17 protein-coding genes are annotated in these 20,075 nt (G+C 70.8%); 16 read left to right on the top strand and 1 reads right to left on the bottom strand.

Going from position 1 to position 20,075, the window contains the following annotated elements; all coding sequences use genetic code 11:
* Positions 1-2: 2 nt before the first annotated feature.
* From ACZ4YY_RS01765 to ACZ4YY_RS01710, 12 genes are all read left to right on the top strand, one after another.
* On the top strand, positions 3-1,409 hold the full coding sequence (locus tag ACZ4YY_RS01765; protein ID WP_468282409.1) for a UDP-N-acetylmuramoyl-tripeptide--D-alanyl-D-alanine ligase: 1,407 nt from the start codon (positions 3-5) through the stop codon (positions 1,407-1,409).
* Positions 1,406-2,479, top strand: coding sequence for a phospho-N-acetylmuramoyl-pentapeptide-transferase (gene mraY, locus ACZ4YY_RS01760; protein ID WP_264931384.1), 1,074 nt, complete (start codon positions 1,406-1,408; stop codon positions 2,477-2,479). Before ACZ4YY_RS01765 ends, mraY begins: the two co-directional genes overlap by 4 nt.
* Positions 2,461-3,879 (top strand): UDP-N-acetylmuramoyl-L-alanine--D-glutamate ligase, encoded by a 1,419-nt coding sequence (murD, locus tag ACZ4YY_RS01755; protein ID WP_468282406.1) that lies wholly within the window; start codon positions 2,461-2,463, stop codon positions 3,877-3,879. Before mraY ends, murD begins: the two co-directional genes overlap by 19 nt.
* A gap of 67 nt (positions 3,880-3,946) precedes the next feature.
* Positions 3,947-5,308 (top strand): putative lipid II flippase FtsW, encoded by a 1,362-nt coding sequence (ftsW, locus tag ACZ4YY_RS01750; protein WP_468282403.1) that lies wholly within the window; start codon positions 3,947-3,949, stop codon positions 5,306-5,308.
* A 6-nt stretch (positions 5,309-5,314) separates the two neighbouring features.
* The gene (gene murG / locus ACZ4YY_RS01745; protein ID WP_468282400.1) at positions 5,315-6,412 is read left to right on the top strand and encodes an undecaprenyldiphospho-muramoylpentapeptide beta-N-acetylglucosaminyltransferase; all 1,098 of its coding nucleotides are present in this window, start codon (positions 5,315-5,317) and stop codon (positions 6,410-6,412) included.
* A gap of 39 nt (positions 6,413-6,451) precedes the next feature.
* Positions 6,452-7,246: a cell division protein FtsQ/DivIB gene (locus ACZ4YY_RS01740; protein WP_468282397.1), complete on the top strand. Its 795-nt coding sequence runs from the start codon at positions 6,452-6,454 to the stop codon at positions 7,244-7,246.
* Positions 7,247-7,533: 287 nt separating this feature from the next.
* The gene (ftsZ, locus tag ACZ4YY_RS01735) at positions 7,534-8,739 is read left to right on the top strand and encodes a cell division protein FtsZ (protein WP_468282394.1); all 1,206 of its coding nucleotides are present in this window, start codon (positions 7,534-7,536) and stop codon (positions 8,737-8,739) included.
* Positions 8,736-9,464, top strand: a complete 729-nt coding sequence (pgeF, locus tag ACZ4YY_RS01730; protein ID WP_468282391.1) for a peptidoglycan editing factor PgeF — start codon at positions 8,736-8,738, stop codon at positions 9,462-9,464. The genes ftsZ and pgeF overlap by 4 nt, the downstream gene beginning before the upstream one ends.
* A gap of 6 nt (positions 9,465-9,470) precedes the next feature.
* Positions 9,471-10,190 carry a YggS family pyridoxal phosphate-dependent enzyme gene (locus ACZ4YY_RS01725; RefSeq protein ID WP_468282388.1) on the top strand — a complete coding sequence of 240 codons (720 nt, stop codon included), beginning with the start codon at positions 9,471-9,473 and terminating at the stop codon, positions 10,188-10,190.
* 128 nt (positions 10,191-10,318) lie between these two features.
* The gene (locus ACZ4YY_RS01720) at positions 10,319-10,960 is read left to right on the top strand and encodes a cell division protein SepF (RefSeq protein WP_468282385.1); all 642 of its coding nucleotides are present in this window, start codon (positions 10,319-10,321) and stop codon (positions 10,958-10,960) included.
* A gap of 81 nt (positions 10,961-11,041) precedes the next feature.
* Positions 11,042-11,326: a YggT family protein gene (locus tag ACZ4YY_RS01715; RefSeq protein WP_468282382.1), complete on the top strand. Its 285-nt coding sequence runs from the start codon at positions 11,042-11,044 to the stop codon at positions 11,324-11,326.
* Between the two features lie 53 nt (positions 11,327-11,379).
* Positions 11,380-12,591 carry a DivIVA domain-containing protein gene (locus ACZ4YY_RS01710; protein ID WP_468282379.1) on the top strand — a complete coding sequence of 404 codons (1,212 nt, stop codon included), beginning with the start codon at positions 11,380-11,382 and terminating at the stop codon, positions 12,589-12,591.
* A 254-nt stretch (positions 12,592-12,845) separates the two neighbouring features.
* Here the strand turns inward: ACZ4YY_RS01710 and ileS are convergent, their stop codons facing one another.
* Complete coding sequence (gene ileS / locus ACZ4YY_RS01705) at positions 12,846-15,983, bottom strand: isoleucine--tRNA ligase (RefSeq protein WP_468282377.1); 3,138 nt, start codon at positions 15,981-15,983, stop codon at positions 12,846-12,848.
* A 598-nt stretch (positions 15,984-16,581) separates the two neighbouring features.
* On the opposite strand from ileS, the gene ACZ4YY_RS01700 reads away from it, so the two are divergent.
* The 4 genes from ACZ4YY_RS01700 to ACZ4YY_RS01685 all read left to right on the top strand — a co-directional run bounded on the left by ACZ4YY_RS01700 (position 16,582) and on the right by ACZ4YY_RS01685 (position 20,019).
* On the top strand, positions 16,582-17,670 hold the full coding sequence (locus tag ACZ4YY_RS01700; RefSeq protein WP_468282374.1) for a TraR/DksA family transcriptional regulator: 1,089 nt from the start codon (positions 16,582-16,584) through the stop codon (positions 17,668-17,670).
* 67 nt (positions 17,671-17,737) lie between these two features.
* Positions 17,738-18,376: a signal peptidase II gene (gene lspA / locus ACZ4YY_RS01695; RefSeq protein ID WP_468282371.1), complete on the top strand. Its 639-nt coding sequence runs from the start codon at positions 17,738-17,740 to the stop codon at positions 18,374-18,376.
* A gap of 231 nt (positions 18,377-18,607) precedes the next feature.
* A complete protein-coding gene (locus ACZ4YY_RS01690; RefSeq protein ID WP_468282368.1) occupies positions 18,608-19,552 on the top strand; it encodes an RluA family pseudouridine synthase in 945 nt (314 codons plus the stop codon).
* Positions 19,549-20,019: a GNAT family N-acetyltransferase gene (locus ACZ4YY_RS01685; RefSeq protein WP_468282365.1), complete on the top strand. Its 471-nt coding sequence runs from the start codon at positions 19,549-19,551 to the stop codon at positions 20,017-20,019. The genes ACZ4YY_RS01690 and ACZ4YY_RS01685 overlap by 4 nt, the downstream gene beginning before the upstream one ends.
* Positions 20,020-20,075 lie beyond the last annotated feature (56 nt).

The following is a 20,075-nucleotide window of genomic DNA, read 5'->3' as shown; positions in this document are numbered from 1 at the left end:
TTGTGATCGCCCTCTCCCTCGCCGAGATCGCAGCAGTCGTCGGCGGGCAGACGCACGACATACCGGATCCGTCCGCGCTGGTCACCGGGCCGGTCGTCCGGGACTCCCGCGAGGTGGAGCCCGGCAGCCTCTTCGTCGCCTTCGCCGGCGAGCGCGTGGACGGCCACGACTTCGCCCAGGCGGTCGTGGAGGCGGGCGCGGCGGCCGTGCTGGCCTCACGCCCCGTCGGCGTGCCCGCGATCGTCGTGGACGACGTCCAGGCGGCGCTCGGCGCCCTCGCGCGGCACGTCGTGCACAAGCTCGGCACGACCCTCGTCGCGCTCACCGGCTCGGCCGGCAAGACCAGCACCAAGGACCTCATCGCCCAGGTGCTGCGCCGCAAGGCGCCGACCGTGTGGACGCCCGGTTCGCTCAACAACGAGATCGGCCTGCCGCTCACCGCGCTCACCGCCACCGAGGAGACCCGTTTCCTGGTGCTGGAGATGGGCGCCCGCGGCATCGGCCACATCCGCTACCTCACCGAGCTGACGCCCCCGCGGATCGGCCTCGTCCTCAACGTCGGGAGCGCCCACATCGGCGAGTTCGGCGGCCGTGAGCAGATCGCCCAGGCCAAGGGCGAGCTCGTGGAGTCCCTTCCGCAGGACGGGGTCGCCGTCCTCAACGCCGACGACCCGTTGGTACGGGCCATGGCCTCCCGTACGAAGGCGAAGGTGATCCTTTTCGGAGAGTCCGACGAAGCGGACGTACGCGCCGAGAACGTGAGACTCACGGACAGCGGACAGCCCGCCTTCAGGCTTCACACACCCTCCGGTGCAAGTGATGTGACCATGCGCCTGTACGGTGAGCACCACGTGTCGAACGCGCTCGCCGCGGCAGCCGTCGCCCATGAGCTGGGCATGTCCGTAACTGAGATCGCCACCGCGCTCTCCGAGGCGGGCTCCCTCTCCCGCTGGCGGATGGAGGTCACCGAGCGCCCGGACGGCGTGACGATCGTCAACGACGCCTACAACGCGAACCCCGAGTCCATGCGAGCGGCCCTGCGCGCGCTCGCGGCGATGGGCACGGGGCGTCGTACGTGGGCGGTGCTCGGCAAGATGGCCGAGCTCGGGGACGAGGCGCTCGCCGAGCACGACGCGGTCGGACGGCTCGCCGTCCGGCTCAACGTCAGCAAGCTCGTCGCGGTCGGGGGCAGGGAAGCCGCCTGGCTGCAACTGGGCGCATATAACGAGGGTTCGTGGGGTGAGGAGTCGGTGCACGTGTCCGACGCACAGGCGGCGGTCGACCTGTTGCGCAGCGAGTTGCGCCCGGGAGACGTCGTACTCGTGAAGGCGTCCCGTTCGGTCGGCCTCGAGAGCGTCGCGCAGGCGCTGCTCGCGACCGGTGCCGAGGGTGAGGTCGCCGCCCGATGATGAAGCAGATCCTGTTCGCGGGAGTCATTGGCCTCTTCCTGACGCTGATCGGCACCCCGCTGCTGATCAAGCTGCTCGCCCGCAAGGGCTACGGCCAGTACATCCGCGACGACGGCCCGCGCGAGCACGCCAGCAAGCGCGGTACGCCGACGATGGGCGGTATCGCCTTCATCCTGGCGACCATCGCCGCGTACTTCCTCTCCAAGCTCATCACGGGCAAGCCGCCGACCTACTCCGGTCTGCTGGTGCTCGGCCTGATGTTCGGCATGGGCCTGGTCGGCTTCCTGGACGACTACATCAAGATCGTCAAGCGGCGGTCGCTGGGTCTGCGGGCCAAGGCGAAGATGGCCGGCCAGCTGCTCGGCGGCATCGCCTTCGCCGTGCTCTCGCTCCAGTTCGCCGACGCCCGCGGCAACACCCCGGCCTCCACGAAGCTGTCGTTCATCACGGACTTCGGCTGGACGATCGGCCCCGTGCTGTTCGTCGTCTGGGCGCTGTTCATGATCCTCGCGATGTCCAACGGCGTGAACCTGACCGACGGTCTGGACGGTCTGGCCACCGGCGCCTCCGTGCTCGTCTTCGGCGCCTACACCTTCATCGGTGTCTGGCAGTACCAGGAGTCCTGCGCCAACGGCGAGACGCTCACCAACCCCAACGCCTGCTACGAGGTGCGCGACCCGCTGGACCTCGCGGTCGTCTCCGCGGCGCTGATGGGCGCCTGCCTCGGCTTCCTGTGGTGGAACACCTCGCCGGCCAAGATCTTCATGGGCGACACCGGTTCGCTGGCGCTCGGCGGTGTGCTCGCGGGTCTCGCGATCTGCTCGCGCACCGAACTGCTGCTGGCCATCCTGGGCGGCCTGTTCGTCCTCATCACCATGTCGGTGGTCATCCAGGTCGGTTCGTTCCGCCTGACCGGCAAGCGCGTCTTCCGTATGGCGCCGCTCCAGCACCACTTCGAACTCAAGGGCTGGTCCGAAGTCCTTGTCGTGGTCCGCTTCTGGATCATCCAGGGCATCTGCGTCATCGTCGGACTGGGCCTCTTCTACGCGGGATGGGCAGCAGAGAAGTGACCGACTGGCAGGGGAAGAACGTCACCGTCGCCGGGCTCGGCGTCTCCGGTGTCCCGGCGGCCAAGGTGCTGCACGGACTCGGCGCGAAGGTGACCGTCGTCAACGACGGCGACGACCCGCGCGCGCGGGAGCAGGCCGCCGAGTTGGAGGCGCTCGGCATCACCGTGCGCCTCGGTGACGGTGCGACCCTGCCCGAGAACACCGAACTCGTCGTCACCGCTCCCGGCTGGAAGCCGGACAAGCCGCTGTTCGCGGCGGCCGACGCGGCCGGCGTGCCCGTCTGGGGCGACGTCGAACTCGCCTGGAGGCTGCGCGGCCCCGACGCCGCGCCCTGGCTGTGCGTCACCGGCACCAACGGCAAGACGACGACCACGCAGATGCTCGCCTCGATCCTGACGGCGGCAGGGCTGCGCACGGCCGCCGTCGGCAACATCGGCGTCTCGCTCCTGGACGCCGTCGTCGGCGAGGAGCGGTACGACGTCCTCGCCGTGGAACTCTCCAGCTACCAGCTGCACTGGGCGCCCTCCCTGCGCGCCCACTCCGCCACGGTGCTCAACCTCGCCCCCGACCACCTCGACTGGCACGGCTCCATGGAGGCGTACGCCAAGGACAAGGGGCGCGTCTACGAGGGCAATCGGGTCGCCTGCGTCTACAACGTCGCCGACAAGGCCACCGAGGACCTGGTGCGCGAGGCGGACGTCGAGGAGGGCTGCCGGGCCGTCGGCTTCACGCTCGGCACGCCCGGACCGTCCCAACTCGGCGTCGTGGAGGGCCTCCTGGTCGACCGCGCCTTCGTCGAGAACCGGCACAAGAACGCCCAGGAGCTCGCCGAGGTCTCCGACGTCAACCCGCCGGTCCCGCACAACATCGCCAACGCCCTGGCCGCGGCGGCTCTCGCGCGCGCCTTCGGCGTGCCCGCCAAGGCCGTACGGGACGGTCTGCGGGCCTTCACCCCGGACGCCCACCGCATCGCCCACGTGGCGGACGTCGACGGCGTCGCCTACGTCGACGACTCCAAGGCCACCAACACCCACGCGGCGCAGGCCTCGTTGGCGGCCTACGAGTCGATCGTGTGGATCGCGGGCGGGCTCGCCAAGGGCGCGACCTTCGACGAACTGGTCGCCGGCTCGGCGCGGCGGCTGCGCGGGGTCGTCCTCCTCGGCGCCGATCGGGCACTGATCCGGGACGCCCTCGCGCGACACGCCCCGGAGGTACCCGTCGTCGACCTCGACCGGACCGACACTGGGGCGATGCTCCAGGCCGTCCAGGAGGCCCGGCGGCTCGCACAGCCCGGCGACACCGTGCTGCTCGCCCCGGCCTGCGCCTCCATGGACATGTTCGCCAACTACAACCAGCGCGGTGACGCGTTCGCGGAGGCCGTTCGCGAACTCCGCGCCTGACCCGGCCGCCTGCCGGGCGGACCTTGGGAGGGACGCGTGGGACCTTCGACGCTCAGCGGAGGCCGCGGTGCCCGGTAGCCGTACGGGCCGGCCGCCCGTGCAGCGCACCGTCCGGCGGCCCGCCACCGCCCGGCCCGTGCGCGACAACCCGCTGCTGCGGCTCTACGACCGCGGGCGCAAGGCCTGGGACCGGCCGCTGACCGCCTACTACCTGATCCTCGGCGGCAGTCTGCTGATCACCGTCCTGGGCCTGGTGATGGTCTACTCCGCCTCGCAGATCAAGGCGTTGCAGATGTCGCTGCCCGGGTCGTTCTTCTTCCGCAAGCAGTTCCTCGCGGCCTCCATCGGCGGGGTCCTGCTGCTGGTCGCCTCCCGGATGCCGGTGAAGCTGCACCGGGCGCTGGCCTACCCGATCCTCGCCGGCGCCGTCTTCCTGATGGTCCTGGTGCAGGTGCCGGGGATAGGGATGGCGGTCAACGGCAACCAGAACTGGATCTCGCTCGGCGGCTCCTTCCAGATCCAGCCCAGCGAATTCGGCAAGCTCGCCCTGGTGCTGTGGGGCGCCGACCTGCTGGCCCGCAAGCAGGACAAGAAGCTGCTGGCGCAGTGGAAGCACATGCTGGTGCCGCTGGTGCCCGCCGCCTTCCTGCTGCTCGGGCTGATCATGCTCGGCGGCGACATGGGCACCGCGATCATCCTGACGGCGATCCTGTTCGGCCTGCTGTGGCTGGCCGGGGCCCCCACCCGCCTCTTCGTCGGCGTCCTCTCGGTCGCGGCCGCGATCGGCGTGCTCCTGATCAAGACAAGCGACAACCGCATGGCCCGGCTGCGGTGCATCGGCGCCACCGACCCCGGTCCGGGTGACGCCTGCTGGCAGGCCGTGCACGGCATCTACGCCCTCGCCTCCGGCGGCATCTTCGGGTCCGGACTGGGGGCGAGTGTGGAGAAATGGGGTCAACTTCCCGAGGCGCACACCGACTTCATCTTCGCCGTCACCGGTGAGGAACTGGGCCTGGCGGGGACGCTGTCGGTGCTCGCCCTGTTCGCGGCTCTAGGCTATGCGGGTATCCGCGTGGCCGGACGCACGGAGGACCCCTTCGTGAGGTATGCCGCGGGAGGCGTGACCACCTGGATCACGGCCCAGGCCGTGATCAACATCGGTGCGGTGCTCGGCCTGCTGCCGATCGCCGGCGTCCCCCTCCCGCTGTTCTCCTACGGAGGTTCCGCCCTGCTGCCGACCATGTTCGCCATCGGGTTGCTGATCGCCTTCGCGCGCGACGAGCCCGCTGCGCGGGCGGCGCTTGCGATGCGGCACCCCCGCTTTGGTAGAAAGCGAGGGGCTGGGGGCTCCGTGCCTGATCGGAGTCCCCGGAGATGGAACACGATGCGACGGCGCGCCTCGGCGGCGCGCTCGTCCGGAGAGCGGTGAATTTCGGTGCATGTCGTACTCGCTGGTGGGGGGACCGCCGGCCACATCGAGCCCGCGCTCGCCCTCGCGGACGCCCTGCGCAGGCAGGACCCGACCGTGGGCATCACGGCCCTGGGCACGGAGCGCGGCCTGGAGACCACGCTCGTGCCCCAGCGGGGCTACGAGCTGGCGCTGATCCCGGCGGTGCCGCTGCCGCGCAAGCCCACCCCGGAGCTGATCACCGTCCCGGGCCGGCTGCGCGGCACGATCAAGGCGACCGAGCAGATCCTGGAGCGCACCAAGGCCGACGCCGTCGTCGGGTTCGGCGGGTACGTGGCGCTGCCCGGCTATCTCGCCGCCAAGCGCCTGGGCGTGCCGATCGTCATCCACGAGGCCAACGCCCGCCCCGGCCTGGCCAACAAGATCGGCTCCCGGTACGCCGCCCAGGTCGCCGTCTCCACGCCCGACAGCAAGCTGCGCAACGCGCGCTACATCGGCATCCCGCTGCGCCGCTCCATCGCCACACTGGACCGTGCCGCCGCGCGCCCCGAGGCCCGCGCGATGTTCGGCCTCGATCCGAACCTGCCGACGCTGCTCGTCTCCGGCGGCTCGCAGGGCGCCCGCCGCCTGAACGAGGTCGTCCAGCAGGTCGCCCCCTGGCTCCAGCAGGCCGGCATCCAGATCCTGCACGCGGTCGGCCCGAAGAACGAACTGCCGCACGTCCAGCAGATGCCGGGAATGCCCCCGTACATCCCGGTAAGTTACCTGGACCGGATGGACCTCGCGTACGCCGCCGCCGACATGATGCTCTGCCGCGCGGGCGCGATGACCGTCGCCGAACTCTCCGCCGTCGGGCTCCCGGCCGCCTACGTCCCGCTGCCCATCGGCAACGGCGAACAGCGGCTGAACGCCCAGCCGGTGGTCAAGGCCGGCGGCGGGCTGCTGGTCGACGACGCGGAACTGACCCCCGAGTGGGTCCGGGAGAACGTCCTGCCCGTCCTCGCCGACCCGCACCGGCTGTACGAGATGTCCCGCGCCGCCGGCGAGTTCGGCCGCCGGGACGCGGACGACCTGCTCGTCCGCATGGTGTACGAGGCGATCGCCGCCCATCGTGCACACCGCTAGGCACGGTACGTAGGGCTCTGGGAGCGAAGGGCAGGGAGCGTGGCCGGATCCGTCACCGCCGAGCGCGGTGCACGCCAGGAGGAGTCGTCCGGCCCGCCCCTCGTCCGGCGGTGGGGCCCGCGCCGACTTCGTGTGATCATCAGTCTCGCGCTCGCCGTCGTGCTCCTCGGCGGGGGCGTCCTGTGGGTGTTGTACGGCTCGCAGTGGCTGCGCGTGGAGCGGGTCTCCGTCTCCGGGACGGACGTACTGAGCCCGCAGCAGGTGCGCGACGCCGCGGAGGTCCCCGTCGGAGCGCCGTTGGTGTCCGTCGACACCGACGCGATCGCGGACCGGCTGCGCGCCGCACTGCCCCGCGTCGACTCCGTCGACGTGGTCCGTTCCTGGCCCGATGGAATCGGCCTGAAAGTGACCGAACGCAGACCGGTTCTCCTGGTTCACAAGGGGCGTGACTTCGTGGAGGTGGACCACGAAGGCGTCCGTTACGCCACGCTTTCCGCGCCTCTCAAGGGTGTGCCGGTGCTGGAATTGGCACTTTCCCCGTCGAGTTCGGCCTCCGCGAGCCTGCGGCGCTTCGGGGAGGGCCGGCTGGTGCGCGAGGCGGTGACGGCCGTCGGAGACCTTCCGGCCGCCGTCGCCCGGGCCGCCCGGAGCGTCAAAGTCCGTTCCTACGACGACATCTCGCTGGAGCTGGGCGACGGGCGCGTGGTCGCGTGGGGGAGTGCCGAGAAGGGCGCCACGAAGGCCCGTGCGCTCACCGCTCTGATGAAAGCCGCCCCCGACGCGCGGCACTTCGACGTCAGCGTTCCCACGGCCCCCGCGTCAGCGGGGAGTTGACGCACATCCGCGCAGGCCAGCACCCTGGTTGGGCAGCGACACGGCTGATCACATAGGGTGAAAAGAAAAACGGGAGGTTCGGCGTGTTCGTTGAACGGGCGCCACTTGTCGACTTAGTGTCCTGTTCAGAAGACTCCAAGGAACGGACACACTGGTAACCCTAAACTTCAGCGTTAGGGTTCGGGTCGGCGAAACGGACCGTCCCATTCGGCATCAGTCGCCGGCACACGGAGCGCGCAGCGCCCCGTGGACCGACGACACGTAACTCGAGGCGAGAGGCCTTCGACGTGGCAGCACCGCAGAACTACCTCGCAGTCATCAAAGTCATCGGTGTCGGCGGCGGTGGTGTCAATGCCATCAACCGGATGATCGAGGTCGGTCTCAAGGGCGTCGAGTTCATCGCCATCAACACCGACGCGCAGGCGCTGTTGATGAGCGACGCCGACGTCAAGCTCGACGTCGGCCGCGAACTCACCCGCGGACTCGGCGCCGGAGCCAACCCGGCCGTCGGCCGCAAGGCCGCCGAGGACCACCGCGAGGAGATCGAGGAGGTCCTCAAGGGGGCCGACATGGTCTTCGTGACGGCCGGTGAAGGCGGCGGCACCGGCACCGGCGGCGCGCCCGTCGTGGCCAACATCGCACGCTCCCTGGGCGCCCTCACCATCGGCGTGGTCACGCGCCCGTTCACCTTCGAGGGACGGCGCCGCGCCAACCAGGCCGAGGACGGGATCGCCGAGCTCCGCGAAGAGGTCGACACCCTCATCGTCATCCCGAACGACCGGCTGCTGTCCATCTCGGACCGCCAGGTCTCGGTGCTCGACGCCTTCAAGTCCGCCGACCAGGTCCTGCTCTCCGGTGTCCAGGGCATCACCGACCTGATCACCACCCCCGGCCTCATCAACCTCGACTTCGCCGACGTCAAGTCGGTCATGTCCGAGGCCGGTTCTGCCCTGATGGGCATCGGCTCGGCCCGCGGCGACGACCGCGCGGTGGCCGCCGCCGAGATGGCGATCTCCTCGCCGCTGCTGGAAGCCTCCATCGACGGCGCCCGCGGTGTGCTGCTCTCCATCTCCGGTGGCTCCGACCTCGGCCTGTTCGAGATCAACGAGGCCGCCCAGCTGGTCAGTGAGGCCGCCCACCCCGAGGCCAACATCATCTTCGGCGCGGTGATCGACGACGCCCTCGGAGACGAGGTCCGCGTCACCGTGATCGCGGCCGGCTTCGACGGCGGTCAGCCGCCGGCCCGCCGGGACAACGTCCTCGGCTCGGCCTCGTCGTCCGCGTCCTCCGCCCGCCGCGAGGAGCCGACTCCGGTACGGCAGCCCGAGAGCCGTCCGAACTTCGGCACGCTCGGCAGCGTCACGCCGAAGGAGGAGCCGGAGCCGGCGCCCGAACCGGTCGCCGAGATCCCGGTCTCCCCGCCGGTGCCCCCGTCGCGGGCCTACACGGACAGCGCGGCCGAGGAACTGGACGTGCCGGACTTCCTGAAGTGATAGGACAGCGCGGACACGCGAGCGGCGCGCACTTCGCCTTCACCGACCGGTGGGGCGGGGTGAGCGCCGCTCCGTATGAGGAGCTCAACCTGGGCGGCGCGGTCGGCGACGACCCCGAGGCCGTACGCGACAACCGGAAGCTGGCGGCGGGGGCGTTGGGACTGGACGCCGGCCTCGTCGTGTGGATGAACCAGGTCCACGGCGACACCGTGGTCGAGGTCGACGGGCCGTGGGGCGAGCGCCCCGTGCCCCGGGCCGACGCGGTCGTCACCACCCGGCGCGGACTGGCCCTCGCGGTCCTGACCGCCGACTGCACACCCGTACTGCTCGCCGACCCGGTCGCCGGGGTCGTCGCCGCGGCCCACGCCGGCCGGCCCGGCATGGTCGCCGGGGTCGTCCCCGCCGTGGTCGAGGCGATGGTGGGGCTCGGCGCCGACCCGTCCCGGACGGTCGCCCGCACCGGGCCCGCCGTGTGCGGCCGGTGTTACGAGGTGCCGGAGCAGATGCGCGCCGAGGTGGCCGCCGTCGAGCCGGCGGCGTACGCCGAGACGAGCTGGGGTACGCCGGCGGTCGACGTGACCGCCGGGGTGCACGCGCAGCTCGACCGGCTCGGGGTGCTCGACCGGGAGCAGTCGCCGGTGTGCACGCGCGAGTCGCAGGACCACTTCTCGTACCGCCGCGACCGCACCACGGGGCGACTCGCGGGATATGTCTGGTTGGACTGATGGGGCATGACGGACCGTAAGAACGAACTCGCCGCGAACCTGACGACGGTGGAGGAGCGCATCACCGCCGCGTGCTCGGCCGCCGGGCGCAAGCGGGAGGAAGTGACCCTCATCGTGGTCACCAAGACCTACCCGGCGAGTGACGTGCGGATCCTGTCGGAACTCGGCGTGCGCCACGTCGCCGAGAACCGCGACCAGGACGCGGCGCCCAAGGCCGCGGCGTGCTCGGATCTGCCCCTTTCCTGGCATTTCGTCGGTCAGTTGCAGACCAACAAGGTGCGCTCGGTGGTCGGTTACGCGGATGTCGTGCAGTCCGTCGACCGTTCCCGGCTGGTGACGGCCCTGTCGAAGGAGGCCGTCCGCGCGGGCCGCGAGGTCGGATGCCTTCTCCAGGTCGCGCTCGACGCGGGGGAGAGCGGTCGGGGTGAGCGCGGTGGCGTGGCGCCCGGCGGCATCGAGGAGTTGGCGGCCCTCGTCGCGGAGTCCCCGGGGCTGAGGCTTGACGGACTGATGACCGTCGCACCTCTGACCGGCGAGTTCGCGGGGCGCCAACGGGCGGCGTTCGGGCGGTTGATGGATTTGTCGACTGACCTGCGCCGAGCCCATCCGACTGCGAACATGGTCTCGGCAGGGATGAGTGCGGACCTCGAGGAGGCCGTGGCTGCTGGGGCGACACATGTACGCGTCGGCACTGCGGTACTCGGAGTCCGCCCCGGGCTCGGGTAACGTCGCCAAGAAGTCGGACCACAGCAGAAAATATGGTCATTACCGTCGGAAGGCGGGCATAAGGACCACGTGGATCGCGGGACTTGGCAGTCGTCAGCCGATCCACCACAGAGCGGAGGACTCAGAGCATGGCCGGCGCGATGCGCAAGATGGCGGTCTACCTCGGCCTCGTGGAGGACGATGGGTACGACGGCCGGGGTTTCGACCCCGATGACGACTTCGAACCCGAGCTCGACCCTGAGCCCGAGCGCGACCACCGACGGCACGAGCCGTCGCACCAGTCACACGGCGCACATCAGTCCCACAGGGACGAAGAGGTGCGTATCACACAACCGCCCGCTCCTCGCGAGCCTGTGGCCCGGGCCACTTCGCTCGCCGCGGAATCCGGGCGTCCCGCGCGCATCGCGCCCGTGGCATCCATCACACAAGAACGCCAGTCCCTGGAGAAGAACGCACCGGTGATCATGCCCAAGGTCGTGTCGGAACGAGAGCCGTACCGGATCACCACGCTCCACCCCCGGACGTACAACGAGGCCCGTACCATCGGGGAACACTTCCGTGAGGGCACGCCGGTGATCATGAATCTGACTGAGATGGATGACACAGACGCGAAGCGACTTGTCGACTTTGCGGCCGGTTTGGTGTTTGGTCTTCACGGCAGCATCGAGCGGGTGACGCAGAAGGTGTTCCTGTTGTCTCCTGCTAACGTCGATGTCACGGCGGAGGACAAGGCCCGCATCGCAGAGGGCGGGTTCTTCAACCAGAGCTGAGACGCAAGACCGGAATCGGCAGTACAAAGAAGTACAAGCAGTACCGAGCAGCACGAAACAGGGGAGAGGGAAGCACCGAACATGGGCGTGGTCCAGCAGGTCGTCTACATCGCGCTGATGGTGTTCCTCATCGTGCTCATCTTCCGGTTGGTCATGGACTACGTCTTCCAGTTCGCCCGCTCATGGCAGCCCGGCAAGGCGATGGTGGTCGTTCTGGAGGCCACCTACACTGTCACCGATCCACCGCTCAAGCTTCTGCGGCGGGTCATCCCGCCGCTGCGTCTCGGGGGCGTGGCGCTCGACCTGTCCTTCTTCGTACTGATGATCATCGTCTACATCCTGATCTCGATCGTGAGCCGGCTGTGAGCGATGTGAACTACCGTCTTGCCGAATGCCGACGACTACGTTGAGGTGAAGAGATGCCGTTGACCCCCGAGGACGTGCGGAACAAGCAGTTCACGACCGTCCGCCTCCGAGAAGGCTATGACGAGGACGAGGTCGATGCCTTCCTCGACGAGGTCGAAGCCGAACTGACCCGACTGCTCCGCGAGAACGAGGACCTGCGCGCCAAACTGGCCGCGGCCACGCGCGCTGCTGCCCAGAACCAGCAGAACATGCGCAAGCCTCCGGAGCAGCAGGACCAGCAGCAGGGCGGCATGCAGCAGCAGGGCGGCATGCAGCAGCAGGGCATGCCCCAGCAGCAGGGGATGCCCCAGCAGGGCATGCCTCAGCAGGGCATGCGAGGCCCGGGCGCTCCGGTGCCCGCCGGCATATCGGGCCCGCCGCAGCAGCAGATGGGTGGCCCCATGGGTGGCCCGCCCCAGCTGCCGAGCGGTGCCCCGCAGCTGCCCGCCGGTCCCGGCGGTGGTCAGGGTGGTCCCCAGGGTCCCGGCCCGATGGGTCAGGGTCCGATGGGCCAGGGCCCCATGGGTCAGGGTCCGATGGGCGGTCAGCCGCCGATGCAGCAGCAGATGGGTGGCCCGATGGGCGGCCCCATGGGCGGTCCGATGGGCGGCCCCGGTCAGGGCCCCGGTGGCGACAGCGCCGCCCGTGTCCTCTCGCTGGCCCAGCAGACCGCCGACCAGGCGATCGCCGAGGCCCGTTCCGAGGCCAACAAGATCGTCGGCGAGGCGCGTTCGCGTGCCGAGGGTCTTGAGCGTGACGCCCGTGCCAAGGCCGACGCGCTGGAGCGGGACGCGCAGGAGAAGCACCGCGTCGCGATGGGCTCCCTGGAGTCCGCCCGCGCCACGCTGGAGCGCAAGGTCGAGGACCTGCGCGGCTTCGAGCGCGAGTACCGCACCCGCCTGAAGTCGTACCTGGAGTCGCAGCTGCGTCAGCTGGAGACCCAGGCCGACGACTCCCTGGCCCCGCCGCGCACCCCGGCCACCGCCTCCCTTCCGCCGTCCCCGGCGCCCTCCATGGCTCCGGCCGGCGCGAGCGCCCCGTCCTACGGCGGCAACCAGGGCATGGGCGGCGCCCCGAGCCCCGCGGCTCCGTCCTACGGCGGTCAGCAGCAGATGTCGCCGGCGATGACCCAGCCGATGGCGCCGGTGCGGCCGCAGGGTCCGTCGCCGATGGGCCAGGCTCCCTCGCCGATGCGTGGCTTCCTCATCGACGAGGATGACAACTGACGGCCAGTAGTACGCCTTAGGCGTCGGCAGCGTTCAAAAGGGCGGGACCCCGGATTTCCGATCCGGGGTCCCGCCCTTTTTGCGCGTGTTGAGTGGGGGGTGTTGCGGGATGGCGTGCACCAGGGGCGGTGCGCGTGGAGGTGGGGGAGTGTGCCCGCGGGCAAGCGGATCACGGGGGAGGCCGCTGACGCGGTAAGGCGGCGGCTGCCCGCCGGAGGGTGGTCCGGGGGCAGCCGTCGGCGGGGATGGGCGGGTCAGGCCTTGCGGAGGCGGAACGTCAGCGTGAGGGGCTCGTCGGTGAACGGGGCACCGTAGGTGTCGTCCGCCTCGCCCTGGGCGAAGTCCGTGGCGAGGACCTCGTCGGCGATCAGGGCGGAGTGCGCGGTCAGGGCGGCGACGGTCGCCGGGTCGGTCGCGCTCCAGCGGAGCGCGATGCGGTCGGCGACGTCGAGGCCGCTGTTCTTGCGGGCCTCCTGGATCAGGCGGATCGCGTCACGGGCGAGGCCCGCGCGGCGCAGCTCCTCGGTGATCTCCAGGTCGAGGGCGACCGTGGCGCCGGAGTCGGACGCCACCGACCAGCCCTCGCGCGGGGTCTCCGTGATGATCACCTCGTCGGGGGCGAGGGAGACCGTCTCGCCGTCGACCTCCACGGACGCCGTGCCCTCACGCAGCGCGAGGGACAGCGCGGCCGCGTCGGCGTTCGCGACGGCCTTCGCCACATCCTGGACGCGCTTGCCGAACCGCTTGCCCAGGGCACGGAAGTTGGCCTTGGCGGTCGTGTCGACCAGGCTGCCGCCCACCTCGGACAGGGACGCGAGCGACTCGACGTTCAGCTCCTCCGTGATCTGCGAGTGCAGCTCGGAAGAGAGCGCGTCGAAGCCGGTGGCCGCGATGAGCGCACGCCGCAGCGGCTGCCGGGTCTTCACGCCCGACTCCGCGCGCGTGGCGCGGCCCAGCTCGACGAGCCGGCGGACCAGGACCATCTGCTTCGAAAGCTCAGGGTCGATCACCGAGAGGTCGGCCTGCGGCCAGGACGCGAGGTGCACGGACTCCGGGGCGCCGGGGGTGACGGGGACGATCAGGTCCTGCCAGACCCGCTCGGTGATGAACGGGGTCAGCGGGGCCATCAGCGCGGTGACCGTCTCGACGACCTCGTGGAGCGTGCGCAGCGCGGCCTTGTCGCCCTGCCAGAAGCGGCGGCGCGAGCGGCGGACGTACCAGTTGGACAGGTCGTCGACGAACGCCGAGAGCAGCTTGCCGGCGCGCTGGGTGTCGTACGCCTCCAGCGACTGGGTCACCTGGTCGACCAGGGCGTGCAGCTCGCTCAGCAGCCAGCGGTCCAGGACCGGGCGGTCGGCCGGGGCCGGGTCGGCCCCGGACGGCGCCCAGCCGGCCGTGCGGGCGTACAGGGCCTGGAAGGCGACCGTGTTCCAGTACGTGAGGAGCGTCTTGCGGACGACCTCCTGGATGGTGCCGTGGCCGACGCGGCGGGCCGCCCACGGGGAGCCGCCGGCCGCCATGAACCAGCGGACCGCGTCGGCGCCGTGCTGGTCCATGAGCGGGATCGGCTGGAGGGTGTTGCCGAGGTGCTTGGACATCTTGCGGCCGTCCTCGGCGAGGATGTGGCCGAGGCAGACGACGTTCTCGTACGAGGACCTGTCGAAGACCAGGGTGCCGACCGCCATCAGCGTGTAGAACCACCCGCGGGTCTGGTCGATGGCCTCGGAGATGAACTGCGCCGGGTAGCGGGACTCGAACAGTTCCTTGTTCTTGTACGGGTAGCCCCACTGCGCGAACGGCATGGAACCCGAGTCGTACCAGGCGTCGATGACCTCCGGCACGCGGGTGGCCGTCCTGCCGCAGCCGTCCTGCGGGCAGGCGAAGGTGACGGCGTCGATGTACGGGCGGTGCGGGTCCAGCTCCGACTGGTCGGTGCCGCTCAGCTCGGTGAGCTCGGCGCGGGAGCCGACGACGGTGAGGTGCTCGTCCTCGCAGCGCCAGATCGGCAGCGGGGTGCCCCAGTAGCGGCTGCGGGACAGCGCCCAGTCGATGTTGTTGTTCAGCCAGTCGCCGAAGCGGCCGTGCTTGACCGTGTCCGGGTACCAGTTCGTCTTCTCGTTCTCCTGGAGGAGCCGGTCCTTGATCGCGGTGGTGCGGATGTACCAGGAGGGCTGTGCGTAGTAGAGGAGCGCGGTGTGGCAGCGCCAGCAGTGCGGGTAGCTGTGCTCGTACGGGATGTGCCGGAAGAGGAGGCCGCGCTGCTGGAGATCCTCGGTGAGCTTCTCGTCGGCCTTCTTGAAGAAGACGCCGCCGACCAGCGGGACGTCCTCGGCGAAGGTGCCGTCCTGGCGGACCGGGTTGACCAGCGGCAGGCCGTAGGAGCGGCAGACCTTGAGGTCGTCCTCACCGAAGGCGGGGGACTGGTGGACCAGACCCGTACCGTCCTCCGTGGTGACGTACTCGGCGTTGACGACGAAGTGAGCCGGGGCCGGGAACTCCACCAGCTCGAACGGGCGCTGGTAGGACCAGCGCTCCATCTCGGCGCCGGTGAAGGTCTCGCCGGTGGCCTCCCAGCCCTCGCCGAGCGCCTTGGCGAGCAGCGGCTCGGCGACGACGAGCCTCTCCTCCCCGTTCGTGGCGACGACGTAGGTGACCTCGGGGTGGGCGGCGACGGCCGTGTTGGACACCAGTGTCCACGGGGTCGTCGTCCAGACGAGGAGCGCGGCCCGGCCGGCGAGCGGACCGGAGGTGAGCGGGAAACGGACGTACACGGACGGGTCGACGACCGTCTCGTAGCCCTGCGCCAGCTCGTGGTCGGACAGACCCGTGCCGCAGCGGGGGCACCAGGGGGCGACGCGGTGGTCCTGGACCAGCAGGCCCTTGCCGAAGATCTCCTTGAGCGACCACCAGACGGACTCGACGTACTCGGGGTCCATGGTCCGGTAGGCGTCGTCGAGGTCGACCCAGTAGCCCATGCGGGTCGTCAGTTCGGCGAAGGCGTCGGTGTGGCGGGTCACCGACGCACGGCACCGGGCGTTGAACTCGGCGATGCCGTACGCCTCGATGTCCTGCTTGCCGGAGAAGCCCAGCTCCTTCTCCACCGCCAGCTCCACGGGCAGGCCGTGGCAGTCCCAGCCGGCCTTGCGGGCCACGTGGTAGCCGCGCATGGTGCGGAAGCGGGGGAAGACGTCCTTGAAGACGCGCGCCTCGATGTGGTGGGCGCCCGGCATGCCGTTGGCGGTGGGCGGGCCTTCGTAGAACACCCATTCGGGGCGGCCCTCGGACTGCTCCAGGCTCTTGGCAAAGATCTTCTGCTCGCGCCAGAAGTCGAGCACCGCGTGCTCGAGGGCGGGCAGGTCGACCTGGGCGGGCACCTGACGGTACTGCGTCATCGATCTTCCTCCGGCGGACGTGCTGCCTTCCGTCGGAGGGACGAGAGCCGTGTTGTCCGGACGCCGTGTGCGGCGCGCTCCCGCGGTACCACCCTCCTTGGCCCTCCGGTGCGTCGTCTGCTCCGGCGAGCCCCCTCATTGGGGTCGCGATGCCGGTTCTACTCACCGAGCCTGTCGGCTGTGGCTTTCTTCCGGCGGCTCCGGGGTGATCTTCACGTCGTGCTCACCCCCGGGCTTCCACCGTCCCCGGGTCGCTCTGGGCTGCGTACGCCGCTACTCGTCCCCATCCACGCTTTTCGCTCCGCCCAGTGTACGGCGCCGCGCGGACCGCGGCCGACCGGTTTTCGGGCCCGCGCCGCGGGCGGGGCGGACCGGCCCGGGGTGACCCGAACGGTGAGGTGCCCGGGTCCGGGTTCGGGGACGCCGAGCTCGGCGGATTACCCGGCGGGGAGCTGGGCACAACGCATGCAGGCTTGCCGAGCGTCGTGCGCGAGGCGGGCGAATCGGGCGGTGTGCCCCGTTGCCGCGGGACTCGAGTCGATTTATCGTCCCAGCACGATTCGCGAGCAAGATCACAATATGTGAAGGGGCCGCGGCCATGGTGGCGAAGAAGACCGCCGTACAGCAGTCGGCGTCCGGCAGGTCCGCACGGGCCGTCGGCGGTGCGGCCAAGGACGCCGGAGGCGGGAAGAGCGAGACGGTCGCCGGGAAGGCGGCGTCCTCGAGGAAGACGGCCGCGAAGGAACCGGTCGCCAAGAACGCGGCCGCGGCGGACTCGGCCGCGACGGACTCGGTGGAGAGGAAGGCGGCAGCGGTGTCGGCCGGGAAGGCCGCGCCCCGGACGACGAGCAGGGCCGCGTCCGGGGGGAAGAAGGCGGCCACGGGGAGGAAGACGCCGGCGAAGCGGGCCGCGGTCCCCGCGCGGGCCGCCGCGCCCGAGGACCCGGTGGCCGAGGAGACCGTCGGCGGCGGGGCGGCGGCCGACGGGGCCGAGGTCGACAGGGCCACGGCCGAGAAGAGCACCGCCACGACCAGCACCACGAAGACCAGCGGGACCAAGACCAGCAGGACCAAGACCAGCAGGACCAAGACCAGCGGTACCAAGACCAGCGGTACGAAGACGAGCAGTACGAAGACCAGTTCGACGAAGAAGAACTCGGCCAAGAAGGTGGGCGCGGCCTCGGCCGCGGAGCAGACGGGAGCCACGACGGTGGTTGCGAAGAAGACTCCTGGCACGGCCACGGCGGCGAAGACCGCCGTTCCCCAGGCACGGCTCGCCGCGGCGGAGGCGGGCGACCTGGCGGTGCGCCCCGGTGAGGAGCCCTGGACCCCGGCAGAGGTCGCCGAGGCCCGCGCGGAGCTGCAGTCCGAGATGGACCGGCTGCGCGCGGAGCTGGCCTCTTCCGAGGCCGCCCTGGTGGGCCTGATGCGGGACTCGGGCGACGGCGCCGGCGACGACCAGGCCGACACCGGCACCAAGAACATCACGCGCGAGCACGAACTGGCGCTGGCGGCCAACGCGCGCGAGATGCTGATCCAGACCGAGCACGCCCTCGAGCGGCTCGACGCCGGTACCTACGGCCTGTGCGAGAACTGCGGCGACCCCATCGGCAAGGCGCGTATGCAGGCCTTCCCACGGGCCACTCTGTGCGTCGAGTGCAAGCAGAAGCAGGAGCGGCGGTACTGATCACGCCGGGGCCGGGAGGTGTGCCGTACCCTCGTGCTCAGTCAGGTACCTAGGTTGAGGGACTCACGTGGCAGAGGCGGAGCGCATCATCGGTACGCCGGACACCCCGGAGGCGGCGGGATCCGAGCCGGAGCCGTCCGACGGGCATGCCGGGCGGCCGGTGTCGGACGGGCCGTCCGGTGCGGGGGCGCCGGCGGAGGACGGGGCGGGACGGCCGCGCGGCAGGCGCCGGATCGCCGTGCTCTTCTCGGTCGCCGCGGTCGCGTACCTCCTCGACCTGGTCAGCAAGATGATCGTGGTCGCGAAGCTGGAGCACCACGAGCCGATCGAGATCATCGGTGACTGGCTGCGCTTCGAGGCGATCCGCAACGCGGGCGCGGCCTTCGGCTTCGGCGAGGCCTTCACCGTGATCTTCACGGTGATCGCCGCCGCCGTGATCGTGGTGATCGCCCGGCTGGCCCGCAAGCTCTACAGCCTGCCCTGGGCGATCGCGCTGGGTCTGCTGCTGGGCGGTGCGCTCGGCAACCTCACCGACCGGATCTTCCGCTCCCCGGGCGTCTTCGAGGGCGCGGTGGTGGACTTCATCGCGCCGAAGCACTTCGCGGTGTTCAACCTGGCCGACTCGGCGATCGTGTGCGGCGGCATCCTCATCGTGCTGCTGTCGTTCAGGGGCCTCGACCCGGACGGCACCGTCCACAAGGACTGAGAGCTCCGCCACAAAAGGAGAGGCCGATCAGGTCGAGGCGTCCGATGCGTGCGATCGCAGGGCGCCGGAAGCTCCCTCGCAGCGGAGCTGTTGAAAGATTTCGGCATTGCGGCGAGCGTGCGTGCCGGGCGGCGCGATCCGGGCTCCCCTCTTGTTCGGAACCCTGAGCCCGGGCGGGGTCGTCCACAGGCTCCGTACGGGGCTGTCGGACCCGTCCGGCATACTCGACGGGTGAGCACGATTCCCGAGATCCGTAACCTGCCCGTGCCCGACGGCCTGGAGGGCGAGCGTGTCGACGCCGCCATCTCCCGGATGTTCGGCTTCTCCCGGACCAAGGCGGCCGAGCTCGCCGCGGCGGGGAAGGTCACCGTCGACGGGTCGGTGGTCGGGAAGTCCGAGCGGGTGCACGGCGGGGCCTGGCTCGAGGTGGAGATGCCGCAGGCGCCCGCGCCGGTGCAGGTCGTCGCCGAGCCGGTCGAGGGCATGGAGATCGTGCACGACGACGACGACGTGGTCGTCATCGTCAAGCCGGTCGGGGTGGCCGCCCACCCGTCGCCCGGCTGGAGCGGGCCCACCGTCATCGGCGGGCTCGCCGCCGCCGGGTACCGCATCTCGACGTCGGGCGCGGCCGAGCGCCAGGGCATCGTGCACCGCCTCGACGTGGGCACGTCGGGGCTGATGGCGGTCGCCAAGTCCGAGTACGCGTACACCTCGCTCAAGCGCCAGTTCAAGGAGCGCACGGTCGACAAGCGCTACCACACGCTCGTGCAGGGCCACCCGGACCCGACCAGCGGCACCATCGACGCGCCCATCGGCCGCCACCCCCACCACGACTACAAGTGGGCCGTGACGGCGGAGGGCAAGCCGTCCGTCACGCACTACGACCTGATCGAGGCCTTCCGCGCGGCCTCCCTGCTGGACGTGAAGCTGGAGACCGGCCGCACCCACCAGATCCGCGTGCACATGTCCGCCCACCGTCACCCGTGCGTGGGCGACCTGACCTACGGCGCCGACCCGACGCTCGCCAAGCGGCTGCGCCTGACCCGCCAGTGGCTGCATGCGGTGCGCCTCGGCTTCGAGCACCCCGGCGACGGCCGGTGGGTGGAGTTCTCCTGCGACTACCCGGACGACCTGCAGCAGGCCCTGGACCAGGTCCGCGAGGAGACCTACGGGTGAGCACGCGCGCGTACGCGGTGCGTGTCGCCGAGGACCCCGCCGACCGCGAGGCCTGCTTCGCGGTGCGCAAGGAGGTCTTCGTCGGCGAGCAGGGCGTCCCCGAAAACATCGAGTACGACGCCCACGACGCCGGTGCCGTACACGTGCTGGCGGTCGGCGAGGACGGCGTCCCGCTCGGCACCGGGCGGCTGCTGCACGGCGAGGCCGCCGCGGCGAAGACCGACGGGGATCCGGCCGTCGGATCGCTGGGGCGGCTCGCCGTCGTCCGGGATGCGCGCGGGTTCGGCGTCGGGGCCGCGCTGGTGCGGGCCGTCGAGGAGGCGGCACGCGCGCGGGGGCTCACGGCCGTCGACCTGCACGCCCAGACCCACGCGCTGGGGTTCTACGAGCGGCTGGGGTACGAGGCCTACGGGCCGGAGTTCCCCGACGCGGGGATCCCGCACCGGGCGATGCGGCGGGTGTTGTAGCGCCGGAACGGGCAAGGCGGTGACAAGAGGGGCGAGCGTGGCAGGCTGGAGCCCTG

Source organism: Streptomyces sp. NPDC030143 (assembly GCF_055573695.1).
Note: the sequence above shows the minus strand (reverse complement) of the source record. Positions and strands in the feature narration are given on the sequence as shown.